Source organism: Actinomadura sp. NPDC049382 (assembly GCF_040677125.1).
GTDB lineage: Bacteria > Actinomycetota > Actinomycetes > Streptosporangiales > Streptosporangiaceae > Spirillospora > Spirillospora geliboluensis.
The window spans coordinates 16,352-39,970 of sequence record NZ_JBFARO010000053.1; the positions used below are offsets into that span (position 1 = coordinate 16,352).

Annotated in this window: 26 protein-coding genes; 18 read left to right on the forward strand and 8 right to left on the reverse strand. The window is 73.9% G+C overall.

Annotated elements, in window-relative coordinates; translation table 11 throughout:
* The first annotated feature begins 52 nt into the window (after positions 1-52).
* Genes AB0K34_RS26825 through AB0K34_RS26835 form a run of 3 tightly spaced genes read left to right on the forward strand, consistent with a single transcriptional unit; the run spans position 53 to position 1,693 of the window.
* Complete coding sequence (locus AB0K34_RS26825) at positions 53-502, forward strand: helix-turn-helix domain-containing protein (RefSeq protein ID WP_364551604.1); 450 nt, start codon at positions 53-55, stop codon at positions 500-502.
* Complete coding sequence (locus tag AB0K34_RS26830; RefSeq protein WP_138641176.1) at positions 495-863, forward strand: DUF4180 domain-containing protein; 369 nt, start codon at positions 495-497, stop codon at positions 861-863. Before AB0K34_RS26825 ends, AB0K34_RS26830 begins: the two co-directional genes overlap by 8 nt.
* Entirely contained in the window at positions 860-1,693 is an 834-nt protein-coding gene (locus AB0K34_RS26835; protein ID WP_364551606.1) for an alpha/beta fold hydrolase, read from the forward strand. The genes AB0K34_RS26830 and AB0K34_RS26835 overlap by 4 nt, the downstream gene beginning before the upstream one ends.
* Before the next feature lie 37 nt (positions 1,694-1,730).
* Here the strand turns inward: AB0K34_RS26835 and AB0K34_RS26840 are convergent, their stop codons facing one another.
* From AB0K34_RS26840 to AB0K34_RS26855, 4 genes are all read right to left on the reverse strand, one after another.
* Positions 1,731-2,384: a DUF1990 family protein gene (locus tag AB0K34_RS26840; RefSeq protein ID WP_364551608.1), complete on the reverse strand. Its 654-nt coding sequence runs from the start codon at positions 2,382-2,384 to the stop codon at positions 1,731-1,733.
* Positions 2,381-3,787: a DUF1990 family protein gene (locus AB0K34_RS26845; protein WP_364551609.1), complete on the reverse strand. Its 1,407-nt coding sequence runs from the start codon at positions 3,785-3,787 to the stop codon at positions 2,381-2,383. The genes AB0K34_RS26840 and AB0K34_RS26845 overlap by 4 nt, the downstream gene beginning before the upstream one ends.
* 126 nt (positions 3,788-3,913) lie before the next feature.
* Positions 3,914-4,231: a MerR family transcriptional regulator gene (locus tag AB0K34_RS26850; RefSeq protein ID WP_138642291.1), complete on the reverse strand. Its 318-nt coding sequence runs from the start codon at positions 4,229-4,231 to the stop codon at positions 3,914-3,916.
* A 103-nt stretch (positions 4,232-4,334) separates the two neighbouring features.
* Positions 4,335-4,775 carry an Hsp20/alpha crystallin family protein gene (locus tag AB0K34_RS26855; protein ID WP_138642290.1) on the reverse strand — a complete coding sequence of 147 codons (441 nt, stop codon included), beginning with the start codon at positions 4,773-4,775 and terminating at the stop codon, positions 4,335-4,337.
* A 254-nt stretch (positions 4,776-5,029) separates the two neighbouring features.
* On the opposite strand from AB0K34_RS26855, the gene AB0K34_RS26860 reads away from it, so the two are divergent.
* The 4 genes from AB0K34_RS26860 (at position 5,030) to AB0K34_RS26875 (ending at position 7,399) form a co-directional block, all read left to right on the forward strand.
* Positions 5,030-5,536, forward strand: coding sequence for a GAF domain-containing protein (locus tag AB0K34_RS26860; RefSeq protein WP_364551612.1), 507 nt, complete (start codon positions 5,030-5,032; stop codon positions 5,534-5,536).
* A gap of 56 nt (positions 5,537-5,592) precedes the next feature.
* A complete protein-coding gene (locus AB0K34_RS26865; protein ID WP_205719757.1) occupies positions 5,593-6,291 on the forward strand; it encodes a GAF and ANTAR domain-containing protein in 699 nt (232 codons plus the stop codon).
* A gap of 86 nt (positions 6,292-6,377) precedes the next feature.
* A complete protein-coding gene (locus AB0K34_RS26870) occupies positions 6,378-6,854 on the forward strand; it encodes an STAS domain-containing protein (protein WP_301174538.1) in 477 nt (158 codons plus the stop codon).
* A gap of 95 nt (positions 6,855-6,949) precedes the next feature.
* Positions 6,950-7,399, forward strand: coding sequence for a GNAT family N-acetyltransferase (locus AB0K34_RS26875; RefSeq protein WP_171069296.1), 450 nt, complete (start codon positions 6,950-6,952; stop codon positions 7,397-7,399).
* Between the two features lie 22 nt (positions 7,400-7,421).
* Here the strand turns inward: AB0K34_RS26875 and AB0K34_RS26880 are convergent, their stop codons facing one another.
* Positions 7,422-8,249, reverse strand: a complete 828-nt coding sequence (locus AB0K34_RS26880; RefSeq protein ID WP_364551616.1) for an SAM-dependent methyltransferase — start codon at positions 8,247-8,249, stop codon at positions 7,422-7,424.
* A 193-nt stretch (positions 8,250-8,442) separates the two neighbouring features.
* On the opposite strand from AB0K34_RS26880, the gene AB0K34_RS26885 reads away from it, so the two are divergent.
* Positions 8,443-11,043, forward strand: coding sequence for an MFS transporter (locus AB0K34_RS26885; RefSeq protein ID WP_138639821.1), 2,601 nt, complete (start codon positions 8,443-8,445; stop codon positions 11,041-11,043).
* A 3-nt stretch (positions 11,044-11,046) separates the two neighbouring features.
* Positions 11,047-11,292 (forward strand): hypothetical protein, encoded by a 246-nt coding sequence (locus AB0K34_RS26890; protein WP_138639820.1) that lies wholly within the window; start codon positions 11,047-11,049, stop codon positions 11,290-11,292.
* A gap of 6 nt (positions 11,293-11,298) precedes the next feature.
* Here the strand turns inward: AB0K34_RS26890 and AB0K34_RS26895 are convergent, their stop codons facing one another.
* Complete coding sequence (locus AB0K34_RS26895; RefSeq protein ID WP_138639819.1) at positions 11,299-12,132, reverse strand: MBL fold metallo-hydrolase; 834 nt, start codon at positions 12,130-12,132, stop codon at positions 11,299-11,301.
* A gap of 156 nt (positions 12,133-12,288) precedes the next feature.
* Between AB0K34_RS26895 and AB0K34_RS26900 the strand changes: the two genes are divergently transcribed.
* The 5 genes from AB0K34_RS26900 (at position 12,289) to AB0K34_RS26920 (ending at position 15,618) form a co-directional block, all read left to right on the forward strand.
* The gene (locus AB0K34_RS26900) at positions 12,289-13,119 is read left to right on the forward strand and encodes an SAM-dependent methyltransferase (RefSeq protein WP_364551620.1); all 831 of its coding nucleotides are present in this window, start codon (positions 12,289-12,291) and stop codon (positions 13,117-13,119) included.
* On the forward strand, positions 13,116-13,331 hold the full coding sequence (locus AB0K34_RS26905) for a DUF397 domain-containing protein (protein WP_364551622.1): 216 nt from the start codon (positions 13,116-13,118) through the stop codon (positions 13,329-13,331). Before AB0K34_RS26900 ends, AB0K34_RS26905 begins: the two co-directional genes overlap by 4 nt.
* 127 nt (positions 13,332-13,458) lie before the next feature.
* Positions 13,459-14,301 carry a helix-turn-helix transcriptional regulator gene (locus AB0K34_RS26910; RefSeq protein ID WP_171069295.1) on the forward strand — a complete coding sequence of 281 codons (843 nt, stop codon included), beginning with the start codon at positions 13,459-13,461 and terminating at the stop codon, positions 14,299-14,301.
* 1 nt (position 14,302) lies between these two features.
* Positions 14,303-14,500 carry a DUF397 domain-containing protein gene (locus AB0K34_RS26915; RefSeq protein ID WP_138639815.1) on the forward strand — a complete coding sequence of 66 codons (198 nt, stop codon included), beginning with the start codon at positions 14,303-14,305 and terminating at the stop codon, positions 14,498-14,500.
* A 362-nt stretch (positions 14,501-14,862) separates the two neighbouring features.
* The gene (locus tag AB0K34_RS26920) at positions 14,863-15,618 is read left to right on the forward strand and encodes an ATP-binding protein (protein ID WP_364551624.1); all 756 of its coding nucleotides are present in this window, start codon (positions 14,863-14,865) and stop codon (positions 15,616-15,618) included.
* Positions 15,619-15,630: 12 nt separating this feature from the next.
* On the opposite strand, the gene AB0K34_RS26925 is transcribed toward AB0K34_RS26920, so the two are convergent.
* Both AB0K34_RS26925 and AB0K34_RS26930 read right to left on the reverse strand, forming a co-directional pair.
* Positions 15,631-16,305, reverse strand: a complete 675-nt coding sequence (locus tag AB0K34_RS26925) for a response regulator transcription factor (protein WP_138639813.1) — start codon at positions 16,303-16,305, stop codon at positions 15,631-15,633.
* Positions 16,275-17,606, reverse strand: a complete 1,332-nt coding sequence (locus AB0K34_RS26930; protein WP_364551627.1) for a sensor domain-containing protein — start codon at positions 17,604-17,606, stop codon at positions 16,275-16,277. Before AB0K34_RS26930 ends, AB0K34_RS26925 begins: the two co-directional genes overlap by 31 nt.
* Before the next feature lie 138 nt (positions 17,607-17,744).
* Between AB0K34_RS26930 and AB0K34_RS26935 the strand changes: the two genes are divergently transcribed.
* The 4 genes from AB0K34_RS26935 (at position 17,745) to AB0K34_RS26950 (ending at position 23,605) form a co-directional block, all read left to right on the forward strand.
* Positions 17,745-19,022, forward strand: coding sequence for an SGNH/GDSL hydrolase family protein (locus AB0K34_RS26935; protein WP_364551629.1), 1,278 nt, complete (start codon positions 17,745-17,747; stop codon positions 19,020-19,022).
* A complete protein-coding gene (locus AB0K34_RS26940) occupies positions 19,019-19,756 on the forward strand; it encodes an ABC transporter ATP-binding protein (protein ID WP_364551631.1) in 738 nt (245 codons plus the stop codon). Before AB0K34_RS26935 ends, AB0K34_RS26940 begins: the two co-directional genes overlap by 4 nt.
* A gap of 3 nt (positions 19,757-19,759) precedes the next feature.
* Positions 19,760-21,691 (forward strand): ABC transporter permease, encoded by a 1,932-nt coding sequence (locus AB0K34_RS26945; protein WP_364551633.1) that lies wholly within the window; start codon positions 19,760-19,762, stop codon positions 21,689-21,691.
* Between the two features lie 120 nt (positions 21,692-21,811).
* The gene (locus AB0K34_RS26950) at positions 21,812-23,605 is read left to right on the forward strand and encodes a serine/threonine-protein kinase (protein ID WP_364551635.1); all 1,794 of its coding nucleotides are present in this window, start codon (positions 21,812-21,814) and stop codon (positions 23,603-23,605) included.
* Positions 23,606-23,619: the final 14 nt, after the last annotated feature.

The following is a 23,619-nucleotide window of genomic DNA, read 5'->3' on the forward strand; positions in this document are numbered from 1 at the left end:
AGCGGGTCTTAAAGTTCCCTATTGCTCCCTACTTCGCGTATGTTGGGGAGCAATGGACGACAAGATGTACTCGGTCGATGAGGTCGCGGACCTTCTCGGGCTTCATGTGCGGACGGTGCGGCGGTACATCCGGGAAGGGCGGCTCAAGGCCGTCCGGATCGGCAAGCAGTACCGGATCGGGCGCGATGGCCTGGAGGAATTGACCGGGAGGCCGGAGCCCGCCGGACGGTCCGCCGCGCGGGTCGAGGTGTCGAGCATCGTGCAGGTCGACAATGTCGACCGGCACCTGGCGGACCGGCTCGGCACGCTGGTGGTGAGCGCCGCGCAGAGCGGGCCCGACCCCGGGCAGCCGGTGCACATCCAGGTCGTCCATGACGAGGAAGGGCAGCGCTTGAAGGTCGTGCTGCTCGGCGGCGCGGCGGCCACGGCCGAGGTGCTGCGGTTGATCGACGCCGTGCTCGGCGAGGGCGGCGTGCTCGGACGGGAGGCCGGCGATGACTGATGTGGTGCAGGAGCGGGCCGGGGTCCAGGTGCTGGTCTGCGACCCGGACGGCCCGCTGATCGCCACCCTGGAGGACGGGCTCGACCTGGTCGGCGCGACCTACCTCGGCGCCGAGGTGGTGGCGGTGCCCGCGAACCGGCTGGACGTGCGCTTCTTCTCGCTGGGCACCCGTTTCGCGGGTGACCTCATGCAGAAGTTCGTCCAGTACGGGGTGAAGCTGGCGGTCGTCGGCGACATCTCCGGGCACATGGCGGGGAGTTCGGCGCTGCGCGCGCTGGTGCGGGAGTCGAACAGGTCCGGTCATGTGTGGTTCGTCCCGGACCTGGAGGCGCTCGATGCGCGGCTCGCGGGGACGCCATGAGCGTGATCTACAAGTCCGAGGCGGGGCGGCGCGAGCTGCTCGGCCACTACGAGCGGGCGCTGGACGCCTGGCCGGTCCCCGCCGAGCAGGTCAGGGTGCCGACCCGCGAGGGCGAGACCTTCGTGCTGGTCTCCGGCCCGCCGGACGCGCCGCCCCTGATGCTGCTGCACGGCTCGGGAGCGAACGCGGTCATGTGGCGGGACGACGTCCCGGTGTGGTCGCGGCACTTCCGCACCCACGCCGTGGACCTCGTCGGCGAGCCGGGGCTGAGCGCGCCCTCGCGGCCCGTCCTCGGCACCGACGCCGTCGCGCTGTGGCTGGACGACGTGCTCGACGGCCTCGGGATCGCGGGCGCGGCGGTCGTCGGCGCGTCCCTCGGCGGCTGGACGGCGCTCGACTACGCCGTCCGGCGGCCGGAGCGCGTGACCCGGCTGGCGCTGCTGTGCCCCGGCGGGCTGGGGCGGCAGAAGATCGGCTGGGTCGTCAGGACCCTGGCGGGCCGCCTGGTCGGGCGCGGCGGGCTGCGGGAGTCGGCGATGACCGTCACGGGCCTGGGCGAGGGGAGCGAGGTGCTCGACGGCGTCGTCCTGACGTTCACGCACTTCAACCCGCGCCGGGAGAAGCTCCCGGTGGTCCCCGACGACGCGCTGCGCGGCCTCCGCATGCCGGTGCTCGTCATCGTCGGGGCCCGGGACGCGATGTTCGACTCGCGGCAGACCGCGCGGCGCGTCCACGAGCTCGTCCCGCAGTCGACGGTGAAGCTGCTTCCGGACGTCGGCCACGCCATCTTCGGGCAGGCCGGGACGATCGACGAGTTCCTCCGGGCGTGACGCCCGCGCGGCGGTGTCAGGGCGCCGGGCGGCGGTGTCAGGACGCCGGGCGGGGGTGGCGGTCGGCGGTCAGGGCGGCGGCCGTCATCCGCTCCATCCGCCGGCAGGCCCGGTCGTAGAACTTGAGCTGGGTGCGGCGGCCGAAGACGCGGAAGCCGAGGCGCTCGATGGGGTGCGGTTCGGCCGCCGGCTGCGAGAACGCGTGGATGTGGAACTCGACCTCGCCGGTGTCGAGCCACTTGCGGACCTCCTGGTCCATCTGGCCGCGTTCGAGGTGCCCCTTCAGCGTGCGGTAGTTCCAGCCGTAGACCCGGACCTGGCGCCCGTCCAGCTCGACGGTCTCGTCGACGACCTCCCCGACGCGGACCCCGAGGTAGAAGCGCAGGCCGTAGAAGTGGCCTTCGAGCAGCATGTTCCGGCCCGGCTCGGGCGGGCCGGAACCGCTGATCCTCCGGATGACGGCCGGGTCCGCGTACGCGTAGTTCTGCACGAGCAGGCGGGCGATCTGCCAGCTTCCGCCGGGCACCGGCGGGCCGGGCGGCTCCGGAGGGAGCGGCTGCCGGCGGTCGTCGACGTCCCAGCCGCTCTCGGGCTTGTGCACGTCGTGCTGGGACGGGTCGAAGTTCAGCGGAAGGCGGTGCAGGCGCGCTTGCAGGCGCGCCCGCCGCAGGGGCCGTGTCCCGGGCCTCATCGCGGCGCCTCGCGGGAGTGACGATCGTGTGAGACCTGCTGGACGGCCGCGTACGTCGGGCCGCGCACCTGCTGGAGCAGCCCCGCGGGCTCCAAGCCCTCCACGGGGTTGTACGCGGGGTTGAATCGCCTGGCCTCGGTGGAGGCGAGCCCCTGCAACCGGAGTTCCCCGAACCGCTCCCAGCCGCCCAACTCGGTCGCCACCAGCAGCGTCAGCGAGAACGGCCGGTCCCGCACGGCGCGGTCAAGGGAGCGCAGGTCGGACGGGACGGACGGCGAATGGTAGACGGCCGCGCCGAGGATGAGGCGGCGGTCGCCGGCCCGGTAGGGGAGCAGGGAGCCGTAGAAGGCCGGGCTCCACACGGACTTCAGATGGAGGAGGCGGCGGCCGAGCAGGGTGTGCCCGGTCGTGGCCAGCAGCAGTTCCGCGTCGGCGCCGGACGGCTGCCGCCAGCGCAGGGCCAGGCCGAGGATGTCCGGCAGCGGGGGCGGGAGGCCCATGGCGCGGGAGAGCCGCACCTCGGCCGGCAGCTCCGTGTGCTCGTCCAGGAAGGGGACTCCCCAGTACTGGGACGTCCCGTGCAGCATCAGCGTGGCGTTGAAGAGGAGACCTTCGGGATGCAGCGGACGGCTCCGCGCGCGGGCCGCGAGGGCGAAGGGGTGCTTGAACGCCGCCGTGACCGCTCGGGCGGCCAGGGTGTCCTCGGAGGGCGAGCCGCTCGCCCGTTCCGTCTGGACCTCCACCTCTCCGACCATCCGGCCGCCGGACAGCTCGGCGACCCGGGCGCAGAAGTGCGCCCACATGTGGAGCTGCATCTCCTTGGCGATGCCGACCTTCTCGTAGAGGACCGCCGCCAGCCGCTCCCCGCTGCGCGCCCACGACTCGATCGTGAACAGGAGGTCGCCGCCGTCCGGGTCCCGCACGGCGCGGAACTCGATCTCCCCGGCCTCCAGATGGCCGTGCAGCGTCGCGAACCGGAACGACTCCGGGGTGCGCTCCACGACCCGCACCGGGCAGTTCCACGGCCCCGGCATGTGGACGACGTACTCGTCCTCCACCTCCAGCGGCAGGGAGGCCCCGGACGTCTTGTCGAAGACGGCGACCTCCACCGGCGAGGCCGCGTTGAGGTCGGCGCCCAGCCGGGTGATCAGCTCCGCCGGGCTGAGCGGGCTCCCGGCGATCCGGATCGCGTACCGCCGCTGGAACACCGGGCCGACGCCCTGCCGCGCGTCCTGCACCCGGTCGCCGGGGCGCCGCGGGATCCGCCTGACCTCGGCGACCGCCTCGGTCCGGAGCCGGCGCCGCCGCACCCGGCGGGACGTCCGCAGCCACCGCCAGGCCGCGAGCCCCATGCCCGCGGGCCAGCGCACCGCGCGCACGCGCCGCCGCCACCGCACTCGCACGACGCCTCCCCCGAAGTCGCCCTCGCCGCCCCGCTCGGGGTGACGGGCCTGCCCTACCCGGTCTGACCAGGGCGAATCCAGCGGCGGCGGGGCGGTGGGGCGCGGGGGACGCGCCGCGCGGGCCGGTCAGGCGTCGCGGCCGCGGGCGGCGAGGCGGCGGGCGAGCTCGTCGCGCTCGCGCGTCACCTCGGCCAGCTCGTGCTGGAGCTCGAAGATGCGCCGGATGGCGGGCAGGGTCATGCCCTCGCCCATCAGCGTGACGACCTCCTGGATGCGGCCGATCTCGTGGCGGCTGTAGCGGCGCTGGCCGCCCGAGGAGCGCTCCGGGGAGACGACCTGGTGGTCGTCGATGCGGCGCAGGAACGCCTGCTGGACGTCCAGCATCCGCGCGACCTGGCCCACCGTGAACAGGGCGGCGTGCTCGTCGTCGATCGGCAGGCGCATGGGGGTTCCTCCTTCGCAGGCCGCGCGCACGGCCGGCGGGGGTGGCCCCGGCCCGCGCGGGGGGGTGTCGCGGGTCCGGGGCCGTGTCCGGTGCCGGGCCGGGTCAGCTCTTGATCGCCTTCTGCCCGCCGCCCGTCTGCTGGACGGCGACCTTGCGCGGCCGGGCCTGCTCCAGGACGGGGATGCGGACGGCGAGGACGCCGTTGTCGTAGGCGGCCTCGATGCCTTCGGCGTCCAGGTGCTCCGACAGGTAGACCCGGCGGGTGAACGCGCCCATCGGCCGCTCGCGGACGAACGCCCGCTCGTCCTCGCCGAACTCCTCCTCGCGGCGCGCGGTCACCGTCAGCACGCCGCGGTCGACCGTGACCTCGATGGAGCCCGGCGCCACGCCGGGCAGGTCGAACCGCAGTACGACGTCGTCGGCGCGGCGGACGCCGTCCATCGGCATGCCGGCGCCGCCGCCCATGGCACCGGCCTGGCGGACGGCCCGGTCGAACTGTCGCTCGAACTCCTGCACGAAGGGGTCGATCGACGTCAGCAACATGACATCACCTCCGAGGACCGCCGGCGCCGAGCCGGGCGCCGGCCCACTTGCTCCTTGTACAAGAGGAAACCTGCAACTCCAGTTATAGGTTCCTTCCGAGCGGATGTCAAGGCACGGCCGGAGCCCGGCCGCCGGAACCGATCTCGTCGCGATACCGGCCGGCGGACGGAAACCGCCGCGAAGCGGGTAGGGTGAACCGAAAGTTCCGCCCTGTGTCCGCGGATCAGCAGGCAATGCTGCCCGAGGTGAGGAACATGGCGAACGGACGCGGCGCCGGCGACGGCGCCCACCAGGCCGCCGGCCGGCTGGCCGGCGCGCTGCGCTCGATGGCGGTGATCTCCCGCGCGGACGGGGCCGCCCTGATGCTGGCCGCCGAGCCGAGCGGGCTGCGCGCGGTCGGCGGATCCACTCCCGAAGGGTTGACCCTGCAGTACGCCCAGCAGCTCGTGCAGGCGGGCCCCGCCCTGGACGCCGTCTCCGCCGGCCACCCGGTCGCCGTGGACGACCTGGACGGTCATCCCGACCGTCCCGGGTACGCGCGGCTGGCGCTCACCGCGGCGCCGGTCAGGGCCGTCCTCGCGGTCCCCGTCCACGTCGGCGGCGAGGTCGTCGGGGCGCTGAACTTCTACCAGTGCACGCCCTGTCCATGGACGAGCCGGCAGATCGCGCTCGGGGAGCACCTGGCCGAGACCACGGCCGACCTCCTGGTCCGGCTGGCCGCGCGGCCGGCGGCGGGCGACGGCGCCCACGGCCTGCCGTAGTGCCTCCACATCTCGTTCATCACCGTTCTCTCAGCAAGCAGTCAAGGATGTGGAGCATGATGCATATCGACACCGACGCGTTGGACTCCAGTTTGGAGGTGCTGCGCAAGGCGCCCGTCGACTCGGACGTGGCCCGCGCCCTCCAGCGGGTGGTCAGTTCGGTGGACCGGCTCTTCGGCTACGACGGCGCCGGGATAATGCTCATCGACGACTCCGAGGCGCTGCTGTACGTGGCCGCGTCCGACGAGGTCGGCCGGTCCCTGGAGGAGGCCCAGGCCAGCGCCGGCCAGGGCCCCTGCTACGAGACCTATGTCGAGGGCCGGCCCGTCTGGACCAAGGACGTCCGCTCCGACCCCCGCTGGCCGCAGCTCGTGGACGTGCTCGACGAGCGGGTGCGGGCCGTCGCCGGAGTGCCGCTGCTGCTGGGCGGCAGCCCGGTCGGCACGCTCAACGTCTACCGCTCCGAGCCGTACGGCTGGGACGACTCCGACTTCGCGGCGCTGCGCGCCTACGCCGGGCTGATCAGTGAGCTCATGGCGGCGGCGCTGTCGTCCCGCGAGCACAGCGCCACCGCCACCCAGCTGCAGTACGCGCTGGACTACCGGGTCATCATCGAACGCGCCATCGGCTTCCTGATGGCCACCCACCGGCTGGACGCCGTCGCGGCGTTCAACATGCTGCGCAAGCAGGCCCGTAACACCCGCCGCCGTGTCGCCGATCTGGCCGCCGAGATCCTCAAGGACGGCACGCCCTAGCCCCGGCCCCCCCGCTCGCTCCACCTCGGTCCGGCCCCTGACCCCTGCCCGGTCCCGGAGAATCCGCCCCTGCCTCTGGAGGCTCTGTGACCACCGCAGATGGGCGCCGCCCCGCCGGCGCCCGCCCGACCGCGCCCGACCCGCCCGCCGAGATCGGCCTCACCTGCCCCGACGGGACGCCGCTGCTGAGCGTCGGCACCCGCCTCGACGGGACGACCGTCGAGCTGCTCCTGGAGGGCGAGCTCGACGTCGCCGGCTCCGAACCGCTCCGCCGGCACATCGCGGCGGTGATCGCCGCGCACGACCCGCACCGGCTGCTGCTGGACCTGTCCGGCCTGAGCTTCGCCGACTCCAGCGGCCTGGCCGTGTTCGTGTGGGCGCACAAGGAGATGACCGGGCGCGGGCACGGGCTCTGCCTGCGCCGCCCGCAGCCGAAGGTGCTGCGCGTCCTGCACGTCACCGGCCTCCACACCCGCCTGGACGTCGCCGAGGCCGCCGGGCCCGCGCCCGGCGACCCCGACGAGGACGGACCGTTCGGGACGTACCGGCGCACCATCCGCTGACCACCGCGGCCGAGACGACCGGTGCGGCCGGGATCACGGCGGGCGGAGAGTCCGCCCGTGCGTCCCGCCCGCGGCGGTCGGTTAGGGTGCGCTGGATGGACACGGGACTGCTCATTCGCCCCTACCGCCCGTCCGACGAGGACGCGGTGATGGACCTGTGGTCGCGGGCGTCCAAGCTCGCGCACCCGTTCGTCGAGGGGGAGGGGGAGGGCGAGCGCGCCCGCAAGGTCCGGGAGGTCTACCTGCGCATGGCCGAGAACTGGGTCGCGGAGGACGCGTCCGGCACCGTCATCGGGCTGCTCGGCCTGCTCGGCGACGAGATCGGCGGCCTGTTCGTCCACCCGGACGCGCAGGGGCACGGCGCCGGCCGCGCGCTCGTGGAGCACGCGGCGGCGCTGCGCGGCGAGGTGCGGCTCGAAGTGTTCGAGGCCAACGCCAAGGCCCGCGGCTTCTACGAGCGGATGGGGTTCGAGGAGCGGGAGCGCAAGCCGGAGGCGGACACCGGCCACCCGGTCGTCGTCATGGTCCGGCCGGTCCGCGGCTGAGGCGCCCGGCCGATCCGTGTGACTAGGGCTTCCGGCCGAGTCCGCAGAACTGGTAGACCGGCTTGGGCGGCCCGTCGAGGCCGCTGACCGCCGGGCGCCACTGCGAGCACGACACGACGCCCGGCTCCAGCAGGTCCAGCCCGGCGAAGAAGCGCTCCAACTCCGCGCGGCTGCGCAGCCGCATCGTCGCGACCCCGGCCTGGTTGCTCATGTCGACCGCCTGCTGCGCGGCCTCGCCCTCGACCTCCCCGGTCGGGTGGGCGATCGCCAGGTGGCTGCCGGACGGGACGGCGGCGAGCAGCCGGTCCACGACCCGCTGCGCCTCGTCCTCGCCGGGGATGAAGTTCAGGACGCCCAGCATCATGATCGCGACCGGCCGGGAGAAGTCGAGCGTCGCCGACGCCCGCTCCAGGACGGTCTCCGGGTCGCGCGCGTCCGCCTCGATGTAGTCGGTGGCGCCCTCGGGGGTGGACGTCAGCAGGGCGTGCGCGTGCGTGAGCACCAGCGGGTCGTTGTCGACGTACACGATGCGGGACTCCGGCGCGATGCCCTGCGCGACCTCGTGGGTGTTGCCCGCGGTGGGCAGGCCCGTCCCGAGGTCCAGGAACTGCCGGATGCCGGCCTCCCCGGCCAGGTGGGCGACGGCGCGGCCGAGGAACCCGCGGTCGGCGCGGGCCGAGGCGACGATGTCGGGGATGACCGCCTGGATCTGGTCGCCGAGCTCCCGGTCGACGATGTAGTTGTCCTTGCCGCCGAGCCAGTAGTTCCAGACCCGCGCGGTGTGCGGGACGGAGGAGTCGATGGCCGGACGGTCGCCGGACGGCTCGTTCGCGGGGGAGGTGCCGGTCATGCGCCGAGATTAGCCAGTCCGGGCGATCTCGGTGGGCCGATACCGCTTTGTGGTGGCATTCCGGATATCGGGCGGTGCTTTTCCCGGGTTATGCGCGCGCCGCCGGGCGCGGCGAGGTGTGACGACCGGGTGACGGGTAGCCCTACCGCTGATCAACTGGGCGACCGCCGCTCCGGCGAGGAAGGGCCTGCGCATGACCGCCGACGCACGGTTGGGCACGATCACCACGCGCGTCCCGGCACGGCTGGACCGGCTGCCGTGGTCGCGGTTCCACTGGATGATCGTCGTCGGCCTGGGCACCGTCTGGATCCTCGACGGCCTCGAGGTCACCATCGTCGGCTCCGTCGCCGCGCGGCTCACCGAGCCGGGCAGCGGCATCGCGATGACCCCGTCCGACATCGGGCTCGCGGCGGCGATCTACGTCGCGGGCGCGTGCCTCGGGGCGCTGTTCTTCGGCCAGCTCACCGACCGGTTCGGCCGCAAGAAGCTGTTCATCCTCACGCTGGCCGTCTACGTCGCCGCGACGGTGGCGACCGCGTTCGCCTTCGCGCCCTGGTACTTCTTCGCCTGCCGGTTCGTCACCGGGATGGGCATCGGCGGCGAGTACGCGGCGATCAACTCGGCCATCGACGAGCTGATCCCGGCCCGCGCCCGCGGCCGCGTCGACCTCGCGATCAACGGCAGCTACTGGGTGGGGTCCGGGCTCGGCGCGCTGGCCGCGCTGCTGCTGCTCGACACCTCCTTCTTCGCGCAGGACCTCGGCTGGCGGCTGGCGTTCGGGATCGGCGGCGTGCTCGGCCTCGCGATCATGATCGTCCGGCGGCACGTGCCGGAGAGCCCGCGCTGGCTGTTCATCCACGGCCGCCAGGAGGACGCCGAGCGGATCGTCGACCGCATCGAGGGCGAGGTCCGCGCGGAGACCGGCCGCGACCTCGCCGAGCCGGGCGAGAGCATCACGGTGCGGCAGCGCCGGGCCATCCCGTTCCGGGAGATCGCGCAGGTCGCGGTCAAGGTCTACCCGAAGCGGGCGACGCTCGGGTTCGCGCTGTTCGTCGGGCAGGCGTTCCTCTACAACGCGGTGACGTTCGACCTCGGCACGATCCTGAGCAAGTACTTCGACGTCGCGTCCGGGGCGGTGCCGTACTTCATCGCGCTGTTCGCGTTCGGCAACTTCCTCGGCCCGCTGCTGCTCGGGCGGATGTTCGACACCGTCGGCCGCAAGCCGATGATCTCCGGGACGTACTTCATCTCCGCCGCGCTGACCTGCCTGCTCGGGGCGTTCCTGGTGACCGGGGCGCTGTCGAGCTGGACGTTCATCGCGCTGGTGTCGGTGACGTTCTTCTTCGCCTCCGCCGGCGCCAGCTCCGCCTACCTGACGGTCAGCGAGATCTTCCCGATGGAGACCCGCGCCCTCGCCATCGCGTTCTTCTACGCGATCGGCACCGCCGCGGGCGGCATCACCGGCCCGCTCCTGTTCGGCAACCTGATCGACAGCGGCGCCGCGGAGAAGGTCGCGATCGGGTTCTTCATCGGCGCCGTGATCATGGCGCTCGGCGGCGTCGCCGAGCTGGTCTTCGGCGTCCGCGCCGAGCAGGCGTCGCTGGAGGCCATCGCCCGGCCGCTCACCGCGGAGGAGGCGGAGGGCGAACCGTCCGAGAAGGCCCCGGCGGCGAGCGGCGGCGAGAAGGCGAACCGGCCGGCGCTGGAGGCCCGGCGGCACGCCGAGGAGGGGCGGGCGCGCGCCGCCGAGCACCGCGCCGCCGTCCACGAGCTGCGGCCGTACGCGGCCGAGGGGGACGCCGCCTCCCTCGAACGGCTCCGCGTCGAGGAGGTCCTCGCGCAGATCGCCGAGTGGGACGCCGAACGCCTCACCGAGGAGGCCACCGCCCACGAGGAGCGGGCCAACGCCGAGCGCGCCCGCGACGACACCGAGCGGGCGAGCGCCCTGGGCCGCGCCGAGGCGGCCGGCGAGCGGGCCCGCGCGCTCCGCGAGCGGGTCGAGGCCCTCGCCGCGGAGAACGAGGAGGACTCCGCGCTGCACGCGGCGCTGGCCGCCGCGGCGGACGAGCGGGCGCGGGCCGGCGAGCAGCGGGCGATGGCCGCCGAGGCCCGCGGGCGCGCCGCCGGGCTCGACGGGACCGAGGCCGAGATCGTGCTGGAGCAGGCCCAGACCTACACCGAATGGGAGCGCATGCACACCGAGCTGGCGCTCGCCCACGCGGCCCGCGCCGACGGCGACGAGGAGGGGGCCGGCGCGCACGAGCGGCGGGCCGCCGTCCACCGGATGCGGGCCGAGTCCGCCGCCGACCGGATGGAGGCCGCGCAGCACCGCTCCGCCGCCGAGTCGCTGGCCGCGGAGTCGGGCACGGCCGCGCAGGCCGAGCGGGAGCGCGCCGAGGCGGCGGACCGGGAGCGGGCGGCGCGCGAGCGCGACGAGCGCATCCGCGCCCGCGTCCTGCGCCGCGAGCGGGAGCGCCGCGCGGGCCTGCGCCGGTTCCTCCCGGGCCCGGGGCAGACCTTCTCCTCGCCGGGCATGATGTTCGGCCGGTCGGCCGACTGGACGGCCGCCGCCGACCACGCGCTGGACCGCGAGGTCACCGCCATCGCGCAGGCGCTCGCCGAGCACGGGCCGATCGGCCGCACCCGGCTCGCCGAGGTGGTCGGCGCGCGCTACTGGGGTCCCGGACGGTTCCGCGCCGCGCTGCGCGAGGCCGTCCACGAGGGACGGGCGCGCCCCCTCGCGAGCAACCGGTACGGGCCGCCCGAGAACCACGACGCGAACCCGGAGGCATGACCGATGCCGACCTGCCGCTTCTTCGGGCACGACTTCCGCTTCACGGCCGAAGGCGCCACCATGCGCTGGACGTGCGCGCGCGGCTGCGGTGCCGGCGGCTCGAAGGAGTACGGGACCGCGTCCGAGGCGCGGCGCTACGCCCGAGCCTTCGACAAGAAGGACACCGACGACCTGGGCCGCCGCGCCCCGCTCGTGGCGCTCTTCCCGCTGCGCCTGGCCCACGCCATGCGCAGACGTGAGCGCCGCTGAGCCGCGTCAGGCGGTCTGCTGAGTGAATGTGTGGGTCTGGCCCGGTTCGACATAGGTCGCCTGGTCGCCGAAGCCTCGGAGTTCCATCTCGCGGCGGAAGTCGTCCAGGGGCGAGCTGAAAACGCTGTAGTCGTTGTAGTGGACGGGCACCGCCCTTGCGGGACGGATCGTCTCGAACAGGTCGGCGCCCTGGGTGGCGTCCATCGTGACGATGAGCCCGCCGGGCAGCTTGGTCCCGCCCAGGTGCAGGACGGCGAGGTCGATGTCGCGGGTACGGCGGGCGATCTGCTGGATCCCGTCGAACATCAGCGTGTCGCCCGTGATGTAGAGGCGGAACTGCACGTCGCCGGTGGCCGGACCGAACTCCAGGAGGCTGCCCATGACCGGGGGCAGCAGCATGCGGGCCGCGCCGGGCGCGTGCCGTCCGGGCATCGAGGTGATGCGGAGCAGCGCGCCGTCCTTCACCATCGTGTGCGTCTCCCAGGTGCGCAGCCCGACCGCGTGCCGGAAGCGGTGCCAGCCCTGGAGCCGGCGGGCGGCGTGCGGTGTCGTGACGATCGGCAGGCCCCGGTCGAGCTTCGCGCGGGCGACCCGGTCCCAGTGGTCGCCGTGCAGGTGGGACAGGACGACGCCGTCCAGCCGCGGCAGTTCCTCGATCCGCAGGGCGGGCTCGGTCAGCCGCTTGGACGTGAGCCCGAACCCGAGATAGGCGCGCTGCCCGCGGTGCAGGAAGTTCGGGTCGGTCAGCAGCGTGAACGGCCCGCAGCGCAGCAGGGTCGTCGCATTGCCGACGAATTGCATGGTGAGCTGGCGCAACGCGAGGTCAGGTGCGGTCTTCATGGTCGTTCCCCCCTTTCGGCCCTTCGGCGGGTGATGCCCAGGCGAGCGCCGCCGAACCCCCGCCGGCCCGGTGCGGGCCCGGCCGGGACATCGCCTCGTCTTGACCAATTGCTTCATAATTCGTGCATCACAAGATGCGGCAATGGAGGCCAAGCGATGAGCGACATCGAACAGGCTCCACCCGGGGTGGACAGCACGATCCCCAGCCCGGCCCGAATGTACGACTACATCCTCGGCGGCTCGGCCAACTTCACGGTCGACCGCGAGGCCGTGAAGAAGGTCCGCGAGCACATGCCCGACCTGGAGGACGCCGCGTGGGCGAACCGCGGGTTCCTCCAGCGCTCGGTGCGGTGGCTGGCCCAGCAGGGCGTCCGGCAGTTCATCGACGTCGGCGCCGGCCTGCCGACGGGCAACAACACCCACGACGCGGTGCAGAAGGTCGCCCCCGACGCGCGGGTCCTGTACGTCGACAACGACCCGCTGGTCGAGATCCACGCGAAGTCCTTGCTGGAGGGCGTGGCGGGGACGGCGTTCATCACCGCGGACTTCCGCGACCCGGACGGCCTGCTCGGGCACGAGGAGACCACCGCGATGATCGATTTCACCGAGCCGGTGGCGCTGCTGCTGGTGACGGTGACCCACTTCGTCCCGGACGAGGACGACCCGTGGGGGGTCGTGCAGCGGTACGTGAGCCGGCTCGCGCCGGGCAGCTATGTGGCGCTGTCCGCGATCAGCAGCGACCGCCAGGTGAGCGAGGAACTGGACCAGGTGACCGCGGTGTACGCCAGGTCGTCGTCCGGTGGCGCCTACCCGCGGCCCCGCGCGGAGATCGAGCGGTTCTTCGCCGGGCTGGAGATCGTCCCGCCGTACGAGGGGGCGCCCGCGGAGTTGTGCCATCTCGGTGTCTGGGGCGCCGAGGACCCTGACGAGGCCGATAGTGATGGCTCACAGCTGGGCTACTGCGCTGTGGCGAGGAAGCCGGCATGAGGAAGCCGACCGCGGCGGAGCTGGGCGTCGATCCGGACGCCCTGGACTGGCAGCGCTCGGAGAGCGACGAGGGCGGAATCGAAGTCGCTTTTGTCGGAGAATGGACCCTTTTGCGCACGTCCGGCGACCTGATCTCGGTGTTCGACCAGCACGAATGGGCCTGCTTCCTGGACGGTGTGAAGAAGGGCGAGTTCGACCGCGCCGCATCGTGAGGGCCCATCGTGAGGACCGTCCCGTGACCGCGATTCGTGAAGCACTTCCTCATCCGGCCAGATCTGTGATTCACAAATTCGGAAGGCGTATGCTGATGGCGGCCGTATGTCAAGGGAGGTGGCGCCGATGAGTGAGGCGTACGGCGCCACCATTGCCAAGCGGGGGCTGGCGCGCCGCCTTCGGGACCTGCGCGTCGCGGCCGGATACACGGCCAACCAGGTCTGCGACCGGCTGAACTGGGGACGGGGCAAGGTCGGCCGGTTCGAGGCCAACAACTGGGTTCGGCCCGAGCTCAGTGACATCCGCGACCTGGCGCGCATCTACGAGGGCAGCGACCTCGACGAGCTCGAGGAACTCGCGACGCGCGCCCGGAAGCGGGCCTGGTGGCGTGACTACCCGGACGTCTTCGACAACGAGTTCCCCGGCTACGAGGGGGACGCGTCGAGCATCCGGGTGGTCATGCCGCTGGTGCTGCCCGGCCTGCTGCAGACCCTGCCGTACATGCAGGCGCTGCTCACGTCCGGGACGCGGACGCCGGAGTGGCGGGAGCAGGCGCTGCGGGCCCGGCTGCGGCGCCAGCAGATCCTCGACCGCGACGACGGCACGGCGCCGCAGCTGACCGCGATCCTCACCGAGGCGTCCCTGATGTACGAGTGGGGCGACCCCGGCGACCGGCGCGCCCAGCTGCGCCACCTGCTCGCCATGTCCGCCAGGCCGAACGTCGAGATGCGGCTGCTGCGCTTCGCCGACGGCCTGCATCCGGGCATGTCGACGCTGGTCAACATCTTCCGGTTCCCCTGCGGGGAGCCGTCCATGGTGTTCCTCGAGAACGACGCCGACATCCAGGAGATCGACGACCCGAGCAGAGTGGAGGCGTATGACGAGATCTTCGAGCAGATCCGCGGGGCGGCGCTGAGCCCCGCCGACACCGCGAAGCACCTGGAGAAACTCATCGCGACGCTGGAGTGAAATGGACCTCTCTCAGGCACGGTGGTTCAAGGCCGCCGCGAGCGCGAGCAGCAACGGCGGATGCGTCGAGGTCGCCGACCTCGGCACCGCGACCGGGCTGCGCGACAGCAGGACGCCCGAGGCGGGGGCGCACGTCGTCCCCCGCTCGGTCTTCGCCGCGTTCCTCGGCGACGTGCGGGCCGGCCGGTACGACCGCTAGCACGCGGAACGGGCCCTGACCGGGCCGCACACTCGATCCCCCAGGGCTGCACCCCTGGGGGATCTTCATGTGTGCGGCCCTCTCTCAGGCGCCGTCCACGCTACAGCGGCGGACGCCGCCCGTCCCGGGTCCGCCGGTACGTTCCCGCCGTCCCGGACATGAACGTGGTTTGTGCGCTTAAGGGCGCATCGGTGAACGTCTCAACTGTCACCGCATGATCCTTGCGATGTTCCGCGTCCGGCGGCCAGAAATGTGCGAAGCTTGTATCTGTGATTCACACATAGCGACTTACGAACCTCTGAGGTTCAGGTCGCGAATGTCTGAATTGCGAATGTCTCCCAAGACCACCCGAGGTGGGCGTCATGACGAAGGCCGCAGCGACGTGCGGGATTCCGTGGAGGCTGGAGAACGGCGGCTGCGCGGCACTGCCCCTGCCCGGGGACGACACGATCGCGCGGGTCGCCCGCGCGCACGTTACCGGCCTGCTGCCCGTGCTCGGGCTCGCCGTCCAGGACGTCGACGACATCACGCTCATGGTCAGCGAGCTGGCCACGAACGTCTTACAGCACGCGACTCCCGGCGACGGCCCGTCCGGCGCCGAACTCTGGGTCTACCAGCGCGCGGACGGGCGCGGCGCCGACGAGCTGGTCATCAAGGCGTTCGACACGCTGCGCGCCTGGCGCCCGCAGGCGCCCGCCGGCCCGATGCTCGAACACGGCCGCGGCCTGGAGATCATCGAGCTGCTGACCGGCGGCCGCTGGGGGCACCACCCGTCCCGCTCCCGGCTCCGGTCGCCGGCCGTCCGGGGGAAGGCGACCTGGTTCGCGCTGCCCCTGCCGCGCACCGCGCGCCGCCACCGGCACAACTGGCGCATGGACGGCCCGCACGCCACGCGGGACCTGCACGCGCTGCTCGTCCAGCGCGGTGTGCACGACCTCGTCCCGGGCGACGAGCTCGGCGTCTCCGTCCTGTCCGGCCAGGGCGACCTGACCGTCTGGTGCGAGTCGGCGACCTTCCGCTGGTGCGCCCGCACCGGCGAGACCGGCAAGCTCCCGATCACCGACATCACCGAGGTCTGCGAGCAGCTCGTCCGCATCTGGGAGACGATGGCCCCCTGAGCCGCCGCGCGGTCACCCGGCGTCGCGGCCGCGCAGGTAGGCGAGCACGGCGAGGACCCTGCGGTGGGTGTCGTCGGTCTGCGGCAGGTCGAGCTTGGCGAGGATGCCGCGGACGTGCTTGCCCACCGTCGCCTCCGTGACGACGAGCCGCCGGGCGATGGCGGCGTTGGAGCAGCCCTCGGCGATGAGCGCGAGCACCTCGCGCTCGCGCGGGGACAGCTCGCCGAGCGGGTCCCGCCGCCGGCGGATGAGCTGCCGGACGACCTGCGGGTCCACCACGGTGCCGCCGTCCACGACCCGGCGCAGTGCGTCGGCGAAGTCGGCGACGTCCACCACCCGGTCCTTGAGCAGGTAGCCGACGCGGCGGCCCGTCCCTGAGTCCAGCAGGTCGGCGGAGTAGCTCAGCTCGACGTACTGGCTGAGCGCCACGACCGCGAGGTCCGGGTCGGCGCGGCGCAGCGCGACGGCGGCGCGCAGGCCCTCGTCGGAGAAGCCCGGCGGCATCCGGATGTCGGTGACGACCAGGTCCGGGCGGTGCTCGGCGACGGCCGCGAGCAGCGCCTCGGCGTCGCCCACGGCGGCGGCCACCTCGAACCCGAACCTCGCCAGCAGGCCGGCGAGGCCCTCCCGCAGGAGGGCGCCGTCCTCGGCGAGGACTACGCGCACGGCGGTGCGCTCAGGCTGCACGGAAGCTCCACACGGACGACGGTCGGCCCCCCGGCGGGGCTCGACACCAGCAGTCTGCCGTCGATCACCGCGACCCGGTCGGCGAGGCCGGTCAGCCCGGTGCCGAGGCGAGGGTCGGCGCCGCCCGCGCCGTCGTCGGCGACCTCCACGGTGAGGACGCCGCCGTCCCACCGCGCGGTCACCGCGGCGCGTGCGGCGCCGCTGTGCTTGGCGGCGTTGGTGAGCGCCTCGGCGGCGGCGAAGTAGGCGGTGCCCTCCACGTGGCGCGGGGGCCTGCCGGGCAGGTCGGCGTCGACCTCGACCGGGAGCGTCGACCGGTCGGCCAGCTCGCCCAGCGCCGCCGCCAGCCCCCGGTCGGTGAGCACGCGGGGGTGGATGCCGTGGATGAGTTCGCGCAACTCGGCCATGAGCTGCTTGGCCTCCCGGTGGGCGTCCGCCACGCCCTCGGCCGCGGGGGAGCCGGGCGGCAGGTCCATGCGGGCGAGCCCGAGCTTCATGGTGAGCGAGACGAGCCGCTGCTGGGCGCCGTCGTGCAGGTCGCGCTCGATGCGGCGGCGCTCGGCGTCGAACGCGTCCACCAGCCGGGCGCGGGAGCGCTCCACCTCGACCAGCTCGGCGTGGAGCCGTCCGCCGGAGCCGTCCTGGAGGAGCGTCCGGGCGAGGGCGGCCTGCGCGCCCGCGACGAGCGCGAGCAGGTAGGGGACGGCGGGCAGCAGCGCGAGCGCGGCGACCGCGTACGGGAGCGCGTCCGCCGGGGCGGCGACCTTCACCGGCCCGAGCGCCATCGGCCCGTCCCCGCCCAGCAGGATCAGCGGCGCGGCGGCGGCGCCGAACTGGAACGCCAGCACGGCGAGCAGCGCGGCGTAGAGCACCGGGACGATCAGCGCCACCAGCAGGAAGTAGCCGAGTTCGCGCCAGGTCGCCGGTTCGGCGCAGCGCGTGCGCAGCCACGGGCCGAAGCCGGGGGCGGGCGGGCGCCGGTGACCCGACCGTGCCGGACGGGCGTCCACCAGCCGCAGGCGCCGCCGCTCCAGCCGGGCCAGCGGCAGCGTGACCGGAGGCCCGAGCACGGCGGCGAGCAGGGCGCCGAGGACGACGAGGAACGCCCGCTCGCCCAGGCCGGCGCCGGGTGAGGCCGCCAGGAGCCACAGCAGCGCGGGGACGGCCAGCGGCACCCACGCGGCGAGGGCGACCGGCGCGGTGGACAGCGCGAACGCCGTGGCGCGCCAGGGCCAGCCCGTCAGCAGGAATCGGCGCCGCCCCATCGCGGCCAGCGCGGTCGGCGGCGGGTCGGTCGGCACAGGCGTACGGTAGCCGAGCCGTCCGGGTGCGGAGTCCGGGTAGTGCTGGGCATACCCCGAAGTCGGGGGCCTGCCGTGATGTGGCGCGGGGTGCCGCGGCGGTGGGATCGAGGCATGAGACGAAAGCCTTCCGCACGCATGATCCTTCCCCTGGCCGGCGTGACCGGCATGGTGCTGGTCGCCGGGCTCGTGCCCGCGCTGCCCGGCGGTCCCGAGGCGTCGGCGCGACCGGTCGCCGCGCCGTCCGCGAGCTGGTCCCAGAGCTGGGGGACGGCGATGCAGCGCCCCCTCGCCGCCGGTGAGGACGACGGGCCGAACTGGTCGACGGCGGGGTTCGGCGACCACTCGCTGCGGCAGGTCGTCCGGCTGAGCACGGGCGGCACGCGGATCCGGATCCGGCTGTCGAACCGCTACGGCACGGCCCCGCTGCGGGTCGCCGCCGGTGCGGTCGGCCGGTCGGGAGGCGGCGCCAAGGTGTGGCCGGGCACCGCGACCGCGCTGACGTTCGGCGGCGGGCGCTCCGCCACCGTCCCGCCGGGCCGGGAACTCGTCAGCGATCCGGTGCCGCTCACCACGGCGCCGCTGGAGAAGCTGGCCGTCACGCTCCGCTTCACGGGCGCCACGGGGCCGGCGACCTTCCACCGCTTCACCACCGCGCCCGCCTACCGGGCGCCCGGCGACCACCTCTCCGACATCGGCTCGGACGCCTACACCGAGACCACCGACGCGCTCTACTACCTGGCCGGCGTCGACGTGACCGGCGGCACCGCCGGTACCGGCTCCGTGGTGGCCTTCGGCGACTCGCTCGTCGACGGCGTCGGCGCGTCCCCCGGTGCCGACGCGCGGCTGCCGGACGCGCTCGCGGAGCGGCTCGCCGCCGCCCGCCGCCCGCTCGGCGTCGTCAACGCGGGGATCGGCGGGAACCGGCTGCGGTACGACTCGGCGTGCAGCGGCGACAAGGCCACCGCCCGGTTCGCCCGCGACGTCCTGGCCCGGCCGGGCGTCCGGTCGGTGATCGTGCACCTCGGCGCCAACGACATCCGCGACACTCCGGGCGACCCGTGCCTGGTGCCGGGCGGGCCCTCGACCGCCCGGCAGGTCATCGCGGCCCAGCGGCAGCTGATCCGCGCGGCCCATGCCCGCGGCCTCAAGGTCGTCGGGACGACCATCCTGCCGATGAAGGGCGCGCTGTTCCCGGTGTGGACGCCGCAGGTGGAGAAGGAGCGCGACGCCGTCAACCACTGGATCCGCACCAGCGGCGAGTACGACGCGGTCCTGGACGCCGACCGGATCATGGCCGACCCCGCCGACCCTGACCGTCCACGCCTGGCCTACGTGTACGAGGACGGACTGCACCCCAACGACGCGGGCTACCAGGCCCTGGCGCGCGGCATCGACCTGGGCGCCCTGCGATGAACCACCCGCCGCCCCCGCCTGTGCAACTGCATGAGGTGAGCAGGCACTACGGGACGGGCGAGGCGCGCGTCCATGCGCTCGCGGGCGTCAGCGTCGCCTTCCCGGCCGCCACCTGGACCGCCGTGATGGGCCCGTCCGGTTCCGGCAAGTCGACCCTGCTGCACTGCGCCGCGGGCCTGGACCAGGCGTCCGCCGGACGCGTCGTGCTGGCCGGGCAGGACATCACCCGCGCCACCGACGCCGCGCTGACCGCGCTGCGGCGCCGCGCCATGGGCTTCGTCTTCCAGAACTTCAACCTGGTCGCCTCGCTGACCGCCGAGCAGAACGTCGCGCTCCCGCTGAGGCTGGCCGGCGCCCGGCCGTCCCGCGCGGACGTGCGCGCCGCCCTGGCCGGCGTCGGGCTGGCGGAGCGCGTGCGGCACCGGCCCCGCGAACTGTCGGGCGGGCAGCAGCAGCGGGTGGCGATCGCCCGCGCGATCGTGACGCGGCCCTCGGTGCTGTTCGCCGACGAACCCACCGGCGCCCTGGACACCGGATCGGCCCGCATCGTCCTGTCACTGCTGCGCCGCATGGTGGACGAGGCCGGGCAGTGCGTCGTCATGGTGACCCACGACCCGGTCGCGGCGGCGAGCGCCGACGCGGTGGTGTTCCTGTCCGACGGCCGCGTCGCCGACCGCCTGGTGCGTCCCTCCGCCGCCCAGGTGGCGGAACGCCTCACCCGGCTGGAGGGCTGACCCGTGCTGCGCGTCTCCGCCGCCACTGTCCGCGACCGCTGGCCGCTGTTCGCCGGAGGGCTGCTGACGGTCACGCTCGGGGTGGCGCTCGTCCAGTCGTCGGTGCTCGTCCTGGTGTCCACGGGCGAGCCGGAGATCCCGCCGGGCACGTCCGGCCGGGCCGCCGAGCAGATCAGGGAGGGGTACGTCGGGGCGGCGACGCTGCTCGGCATGGCGACCCCGCTGGCGATGTTCCTCGCGGTGTTCATCGTGGGGTCGACGTTCGCGTTCGCCGTCGAGCAGCGGCGGACGGAACTGGCCCTGCTGCGCATGATCGGCGGGAGCCGCCCGCAGGTCGTCCGGCTGCTGCTGGGCGAGGCGTTCCTGCTGGGGCTGGCCGGCAGCGCCCTCGGCATCGCGCTGGGGGTGCCCGCCACCTGGGCGCAGGGCTGGCTCCTGATCGGGATCGGGCTGCTGCCGGACGACTTCTCCGCGCGCTGGTCCAACGGGGTGCTGGTGCTCTCGCCGTGCGTGGGGATCGGCGTCGCGATCTGCGGGGTGCTCGCCGCCGCCTACCGGGCGGCCCGGGTGCGTCCGCTGGACGCCCTGCGCGGCGCGCCCCGCGCGACCCGCGTGATGACCGCCGGCCGCTGGCTGGCGGGCGTCTCCTCGCTCGCCCTCACGGTGCTGCTCGTCGCGGCCGGGCACGGCGCCGACCTGCTGGGCGCCCTGCTGATCGCGATGGCCGTCTCCGTCTTCGGATCGATCGCCCTCAGCGCGCTGAGCCCGCTGGCCGTCCCGCTGTTCGGCCGGCTGCTCGGGACGGTGCTGCGCACCAGCGCTCTCGGCGACCTGGCGCAGGCCGGACTGCGCGACGCGGTACGGCGCAGCGCCTCGACCGCCGCGCCTCTCATCGTCCTGGTCGGGCTGCTCATCGGCCTCACCGGCGCGCTGAACTCGCTCGCTCGCGCCACCGGCGCCGACCTGCGGCGCATCACGGCCGCCGACCTGGTGGTGACCTCGACCGGTGCCGCCGCCGCCCGGATCCCGGATGTACCGGGCGTCGCCGTGGCGTCCGCGCAGAGCCGGGTGGAGATGTCGGTGACCGCCCGGCACCGCATTGAGCAGCGCTCCTACCGGCGGACGTACCACGCGGGGATCACCGCGGTCGACGCCGCCGCCTACCGCCGCACCCACCGCCTCGCGCTGCGCTCCGGCTCCCTGGACGCGCTGCACGGCCGCACGGTCGCGATCGGTCCACAACTCGCCGCCGAGGGCGTCCGCAGCGGGACGGTGACGGCGCGGATCGGCACCCGCAAGCTGAAGCTGCGCACCGTCGCGCGGATGCCGGAGGTCCTGGAGAACGGCAGCGACAACTTCCTGGTGCCGCGCGACCTCGTCCCCGCCGCGATGCTCGCGGACGCGCCGACCGAGACCCTGGTCCAGGTCGCCCCCGGCACGTCGCCGCGTGCGGTCGCCGACCGGATCCGCACCGCCGGCCTCGGCGAGGTGCGCACCTTGGCCGGGTGGGCGGACGCCAGGGTGGCGGAGCAGCAGCGCGGCACGATGGGGATCATGTCCGTGCTGATGGGCATGTCCGGCCTGTACGCGGCGATCGCGGTGGTCAACGCGGTCGTGCTCGCCGCCGCCGAGCGCCGCACCGAGTTCGCCGTCCTGCGCGCCACCGGGCTGAGCCGCGTGCAGGTCGTCGTGATGGCCGCCGTCGAGGCCGCGGTGGTGACAGTGATCGGCCTGTCGCTGGGCGCCCTGGTCGCGGCGGCGGCGCTGGCGGGCTTCCACCCGGGGCCGGGCGGCGTGCGCATCCTCGCCGTGCCGTGGACGCTCTTCGGCCTGCTCGTCGTGGCGTCCCTCGCCATCACCACCGCGGCCGGCGCGTTGACCGCGATGGCCGCGACCCGGCCGTCCCCGACGTCGCTCCTCGCCGCCCGCGAATGAGGCGGTGCACCGGCCGCGCTCGGGTGCCGGCTGTGCGTCGGAAGACGCAGAACGGGACGAACACTCTCGGTACTGTGTGCGTCAAATAGACGATCATGTGCAGCCGGTGCTGGGGGTGGGATGTCCGGGGCGGGACTCAAGGCGCTCAGGCCGGGTGATCCGGAGCAGGTCGGACCCTACCGGCTGCTGGCCCGGCTCGGGGCCGGCGGGATGGGCCGGGTCTATCTGGGACGCTCGCCGGGGCGGCGGCTGGTCGCGGTCAAGGTCGTCCACCCGCACTTCGCCGACAACGCCTCGTTCCGGCGCCGGTTCGCGAAGGAGGTCGCCGCCGCGCGCCGCATCGGGGGCTTCTACACGGCGCACGTGGTGGACGCCGACCCCGACGCCGACCCGCCGTGGCTGGTGACGGAGTACATCGCCGGGCCGACGCTGCAGGAGGCCGTGGACGAGAACGGCCCGCTGCCCGAGGCGTCGGTGGCCGCGCTCGGCGCCGGGCTCGCCGAGGGGCTCGGGGCCGTCCACGAGCAGCACGTGATCCACCGGGACCTCAAGCCGGGGAACGTGCTGCTGGCCCGGGACGGCGCCCGGATCATCGACTTCGGCATCGCCCGCGCGATGGACGCCACGTCCCAGAGCCTGACCCTGGTGGGGACGCCCGGGTACATGTCGCCCGAGCAGTACCTCGGCGGCGACATCGGGCCGGCCAGCGACGTGTTCTGCCTGGCCGCCGTGCTGACCTTCGCCGCCACCGGCCGCCACCCGTTCGGGGAGGGGCCGCCGGACGCGCTCGGCTACCGCGTCCGGCACGAGGAGCCCGACCTCGCGGGCATCCCGGCGGCGCTGCTGGAGCTCGTCGCGGCGGGCCTGGAGAAGGACCCGGACGACCGCCCGCCGACCGAGGAGTTCCTGGAGCGCTGCTCCGCGCTGGCCCCGGACGAGGGCATGTCCCTCCCGAAGACGTTCGACACGATGATCGCCACGCGCGTCGCCGAGACGGAGGTCTTCGCGGGAAGCGTCGGCGCGGGGAAGAAGTCCGAGCCGAAGCCGCCGCCCAAGCCGAAGCCGAAGGCACCGCCCAAGCCCAAGGCCGAGCCGAAGGCGCCGCCCAGGCCGAAGGCGCAGCAGCCCAAGGCCCAGGCGCAGGCCCAGGCGCAGCCGCCCCTGCGGCCGCCGCAGCAGCAGCCGCCGCGCCCGCCGGCCAAGCAGCCGGCGCCGGCCGGCGGGATCGCGGCCGGGGTCATCGGGGTGCTGCTGGTCGTGCTGCTCATCGCCGTCGCCGCCCAGGACCGGTCGGGTTCGTCGGGCAACGCCGGCGCGTCGTCGTCCACATCGTCGTCCACGTCGTCGTCGCCCACCTCGACCGGCACCCGGACGTCCGGGCTCTACGGCGGCTCGGACCCCACCGGTTCGTCGAGCCCGACGCCGACCCCGGACCCGACCTTCGAGGCGTTCGACGCGATCAGGGTCGGCGACTGCCTGGACGCCTACCAGGACCCCTACGACTCCTCCGAGTGGAGCGAGGACGAGCCGACCGCGGTCTCCTGCGGCCGGAGCGACGCGTACCTGAAGGTCTACGGGGTGGAGGACTCCGGCAGCGGGTGCGACGCCGAGGCGCTCGACGGCGAGGACTGGTGGAGCTCGCCCTACCACGACGGAGAGCGGATCTACCTCTGCGTGCGGCGGCAGTTCAGGGAGGGCGAGTGCTTCCTGGGCAAGAAGAGCACGAAGAACGGCAGCACGGCGGCCATCAACGGGCACGGCCTGATGACGTCGTGGGGCTGCGGCAAGAGCACCGTCCCCCGGGGGTTCAACTACATCCTCCAGTTCACCGGCTACTACGAGTCCACGTGCCCGAGCGGCTCGCTGCGGTGGACGGACTTCCGCAAGGGAGTACTCTGCGCCCGCATCGTGTAAGGGACGCCGAAAGG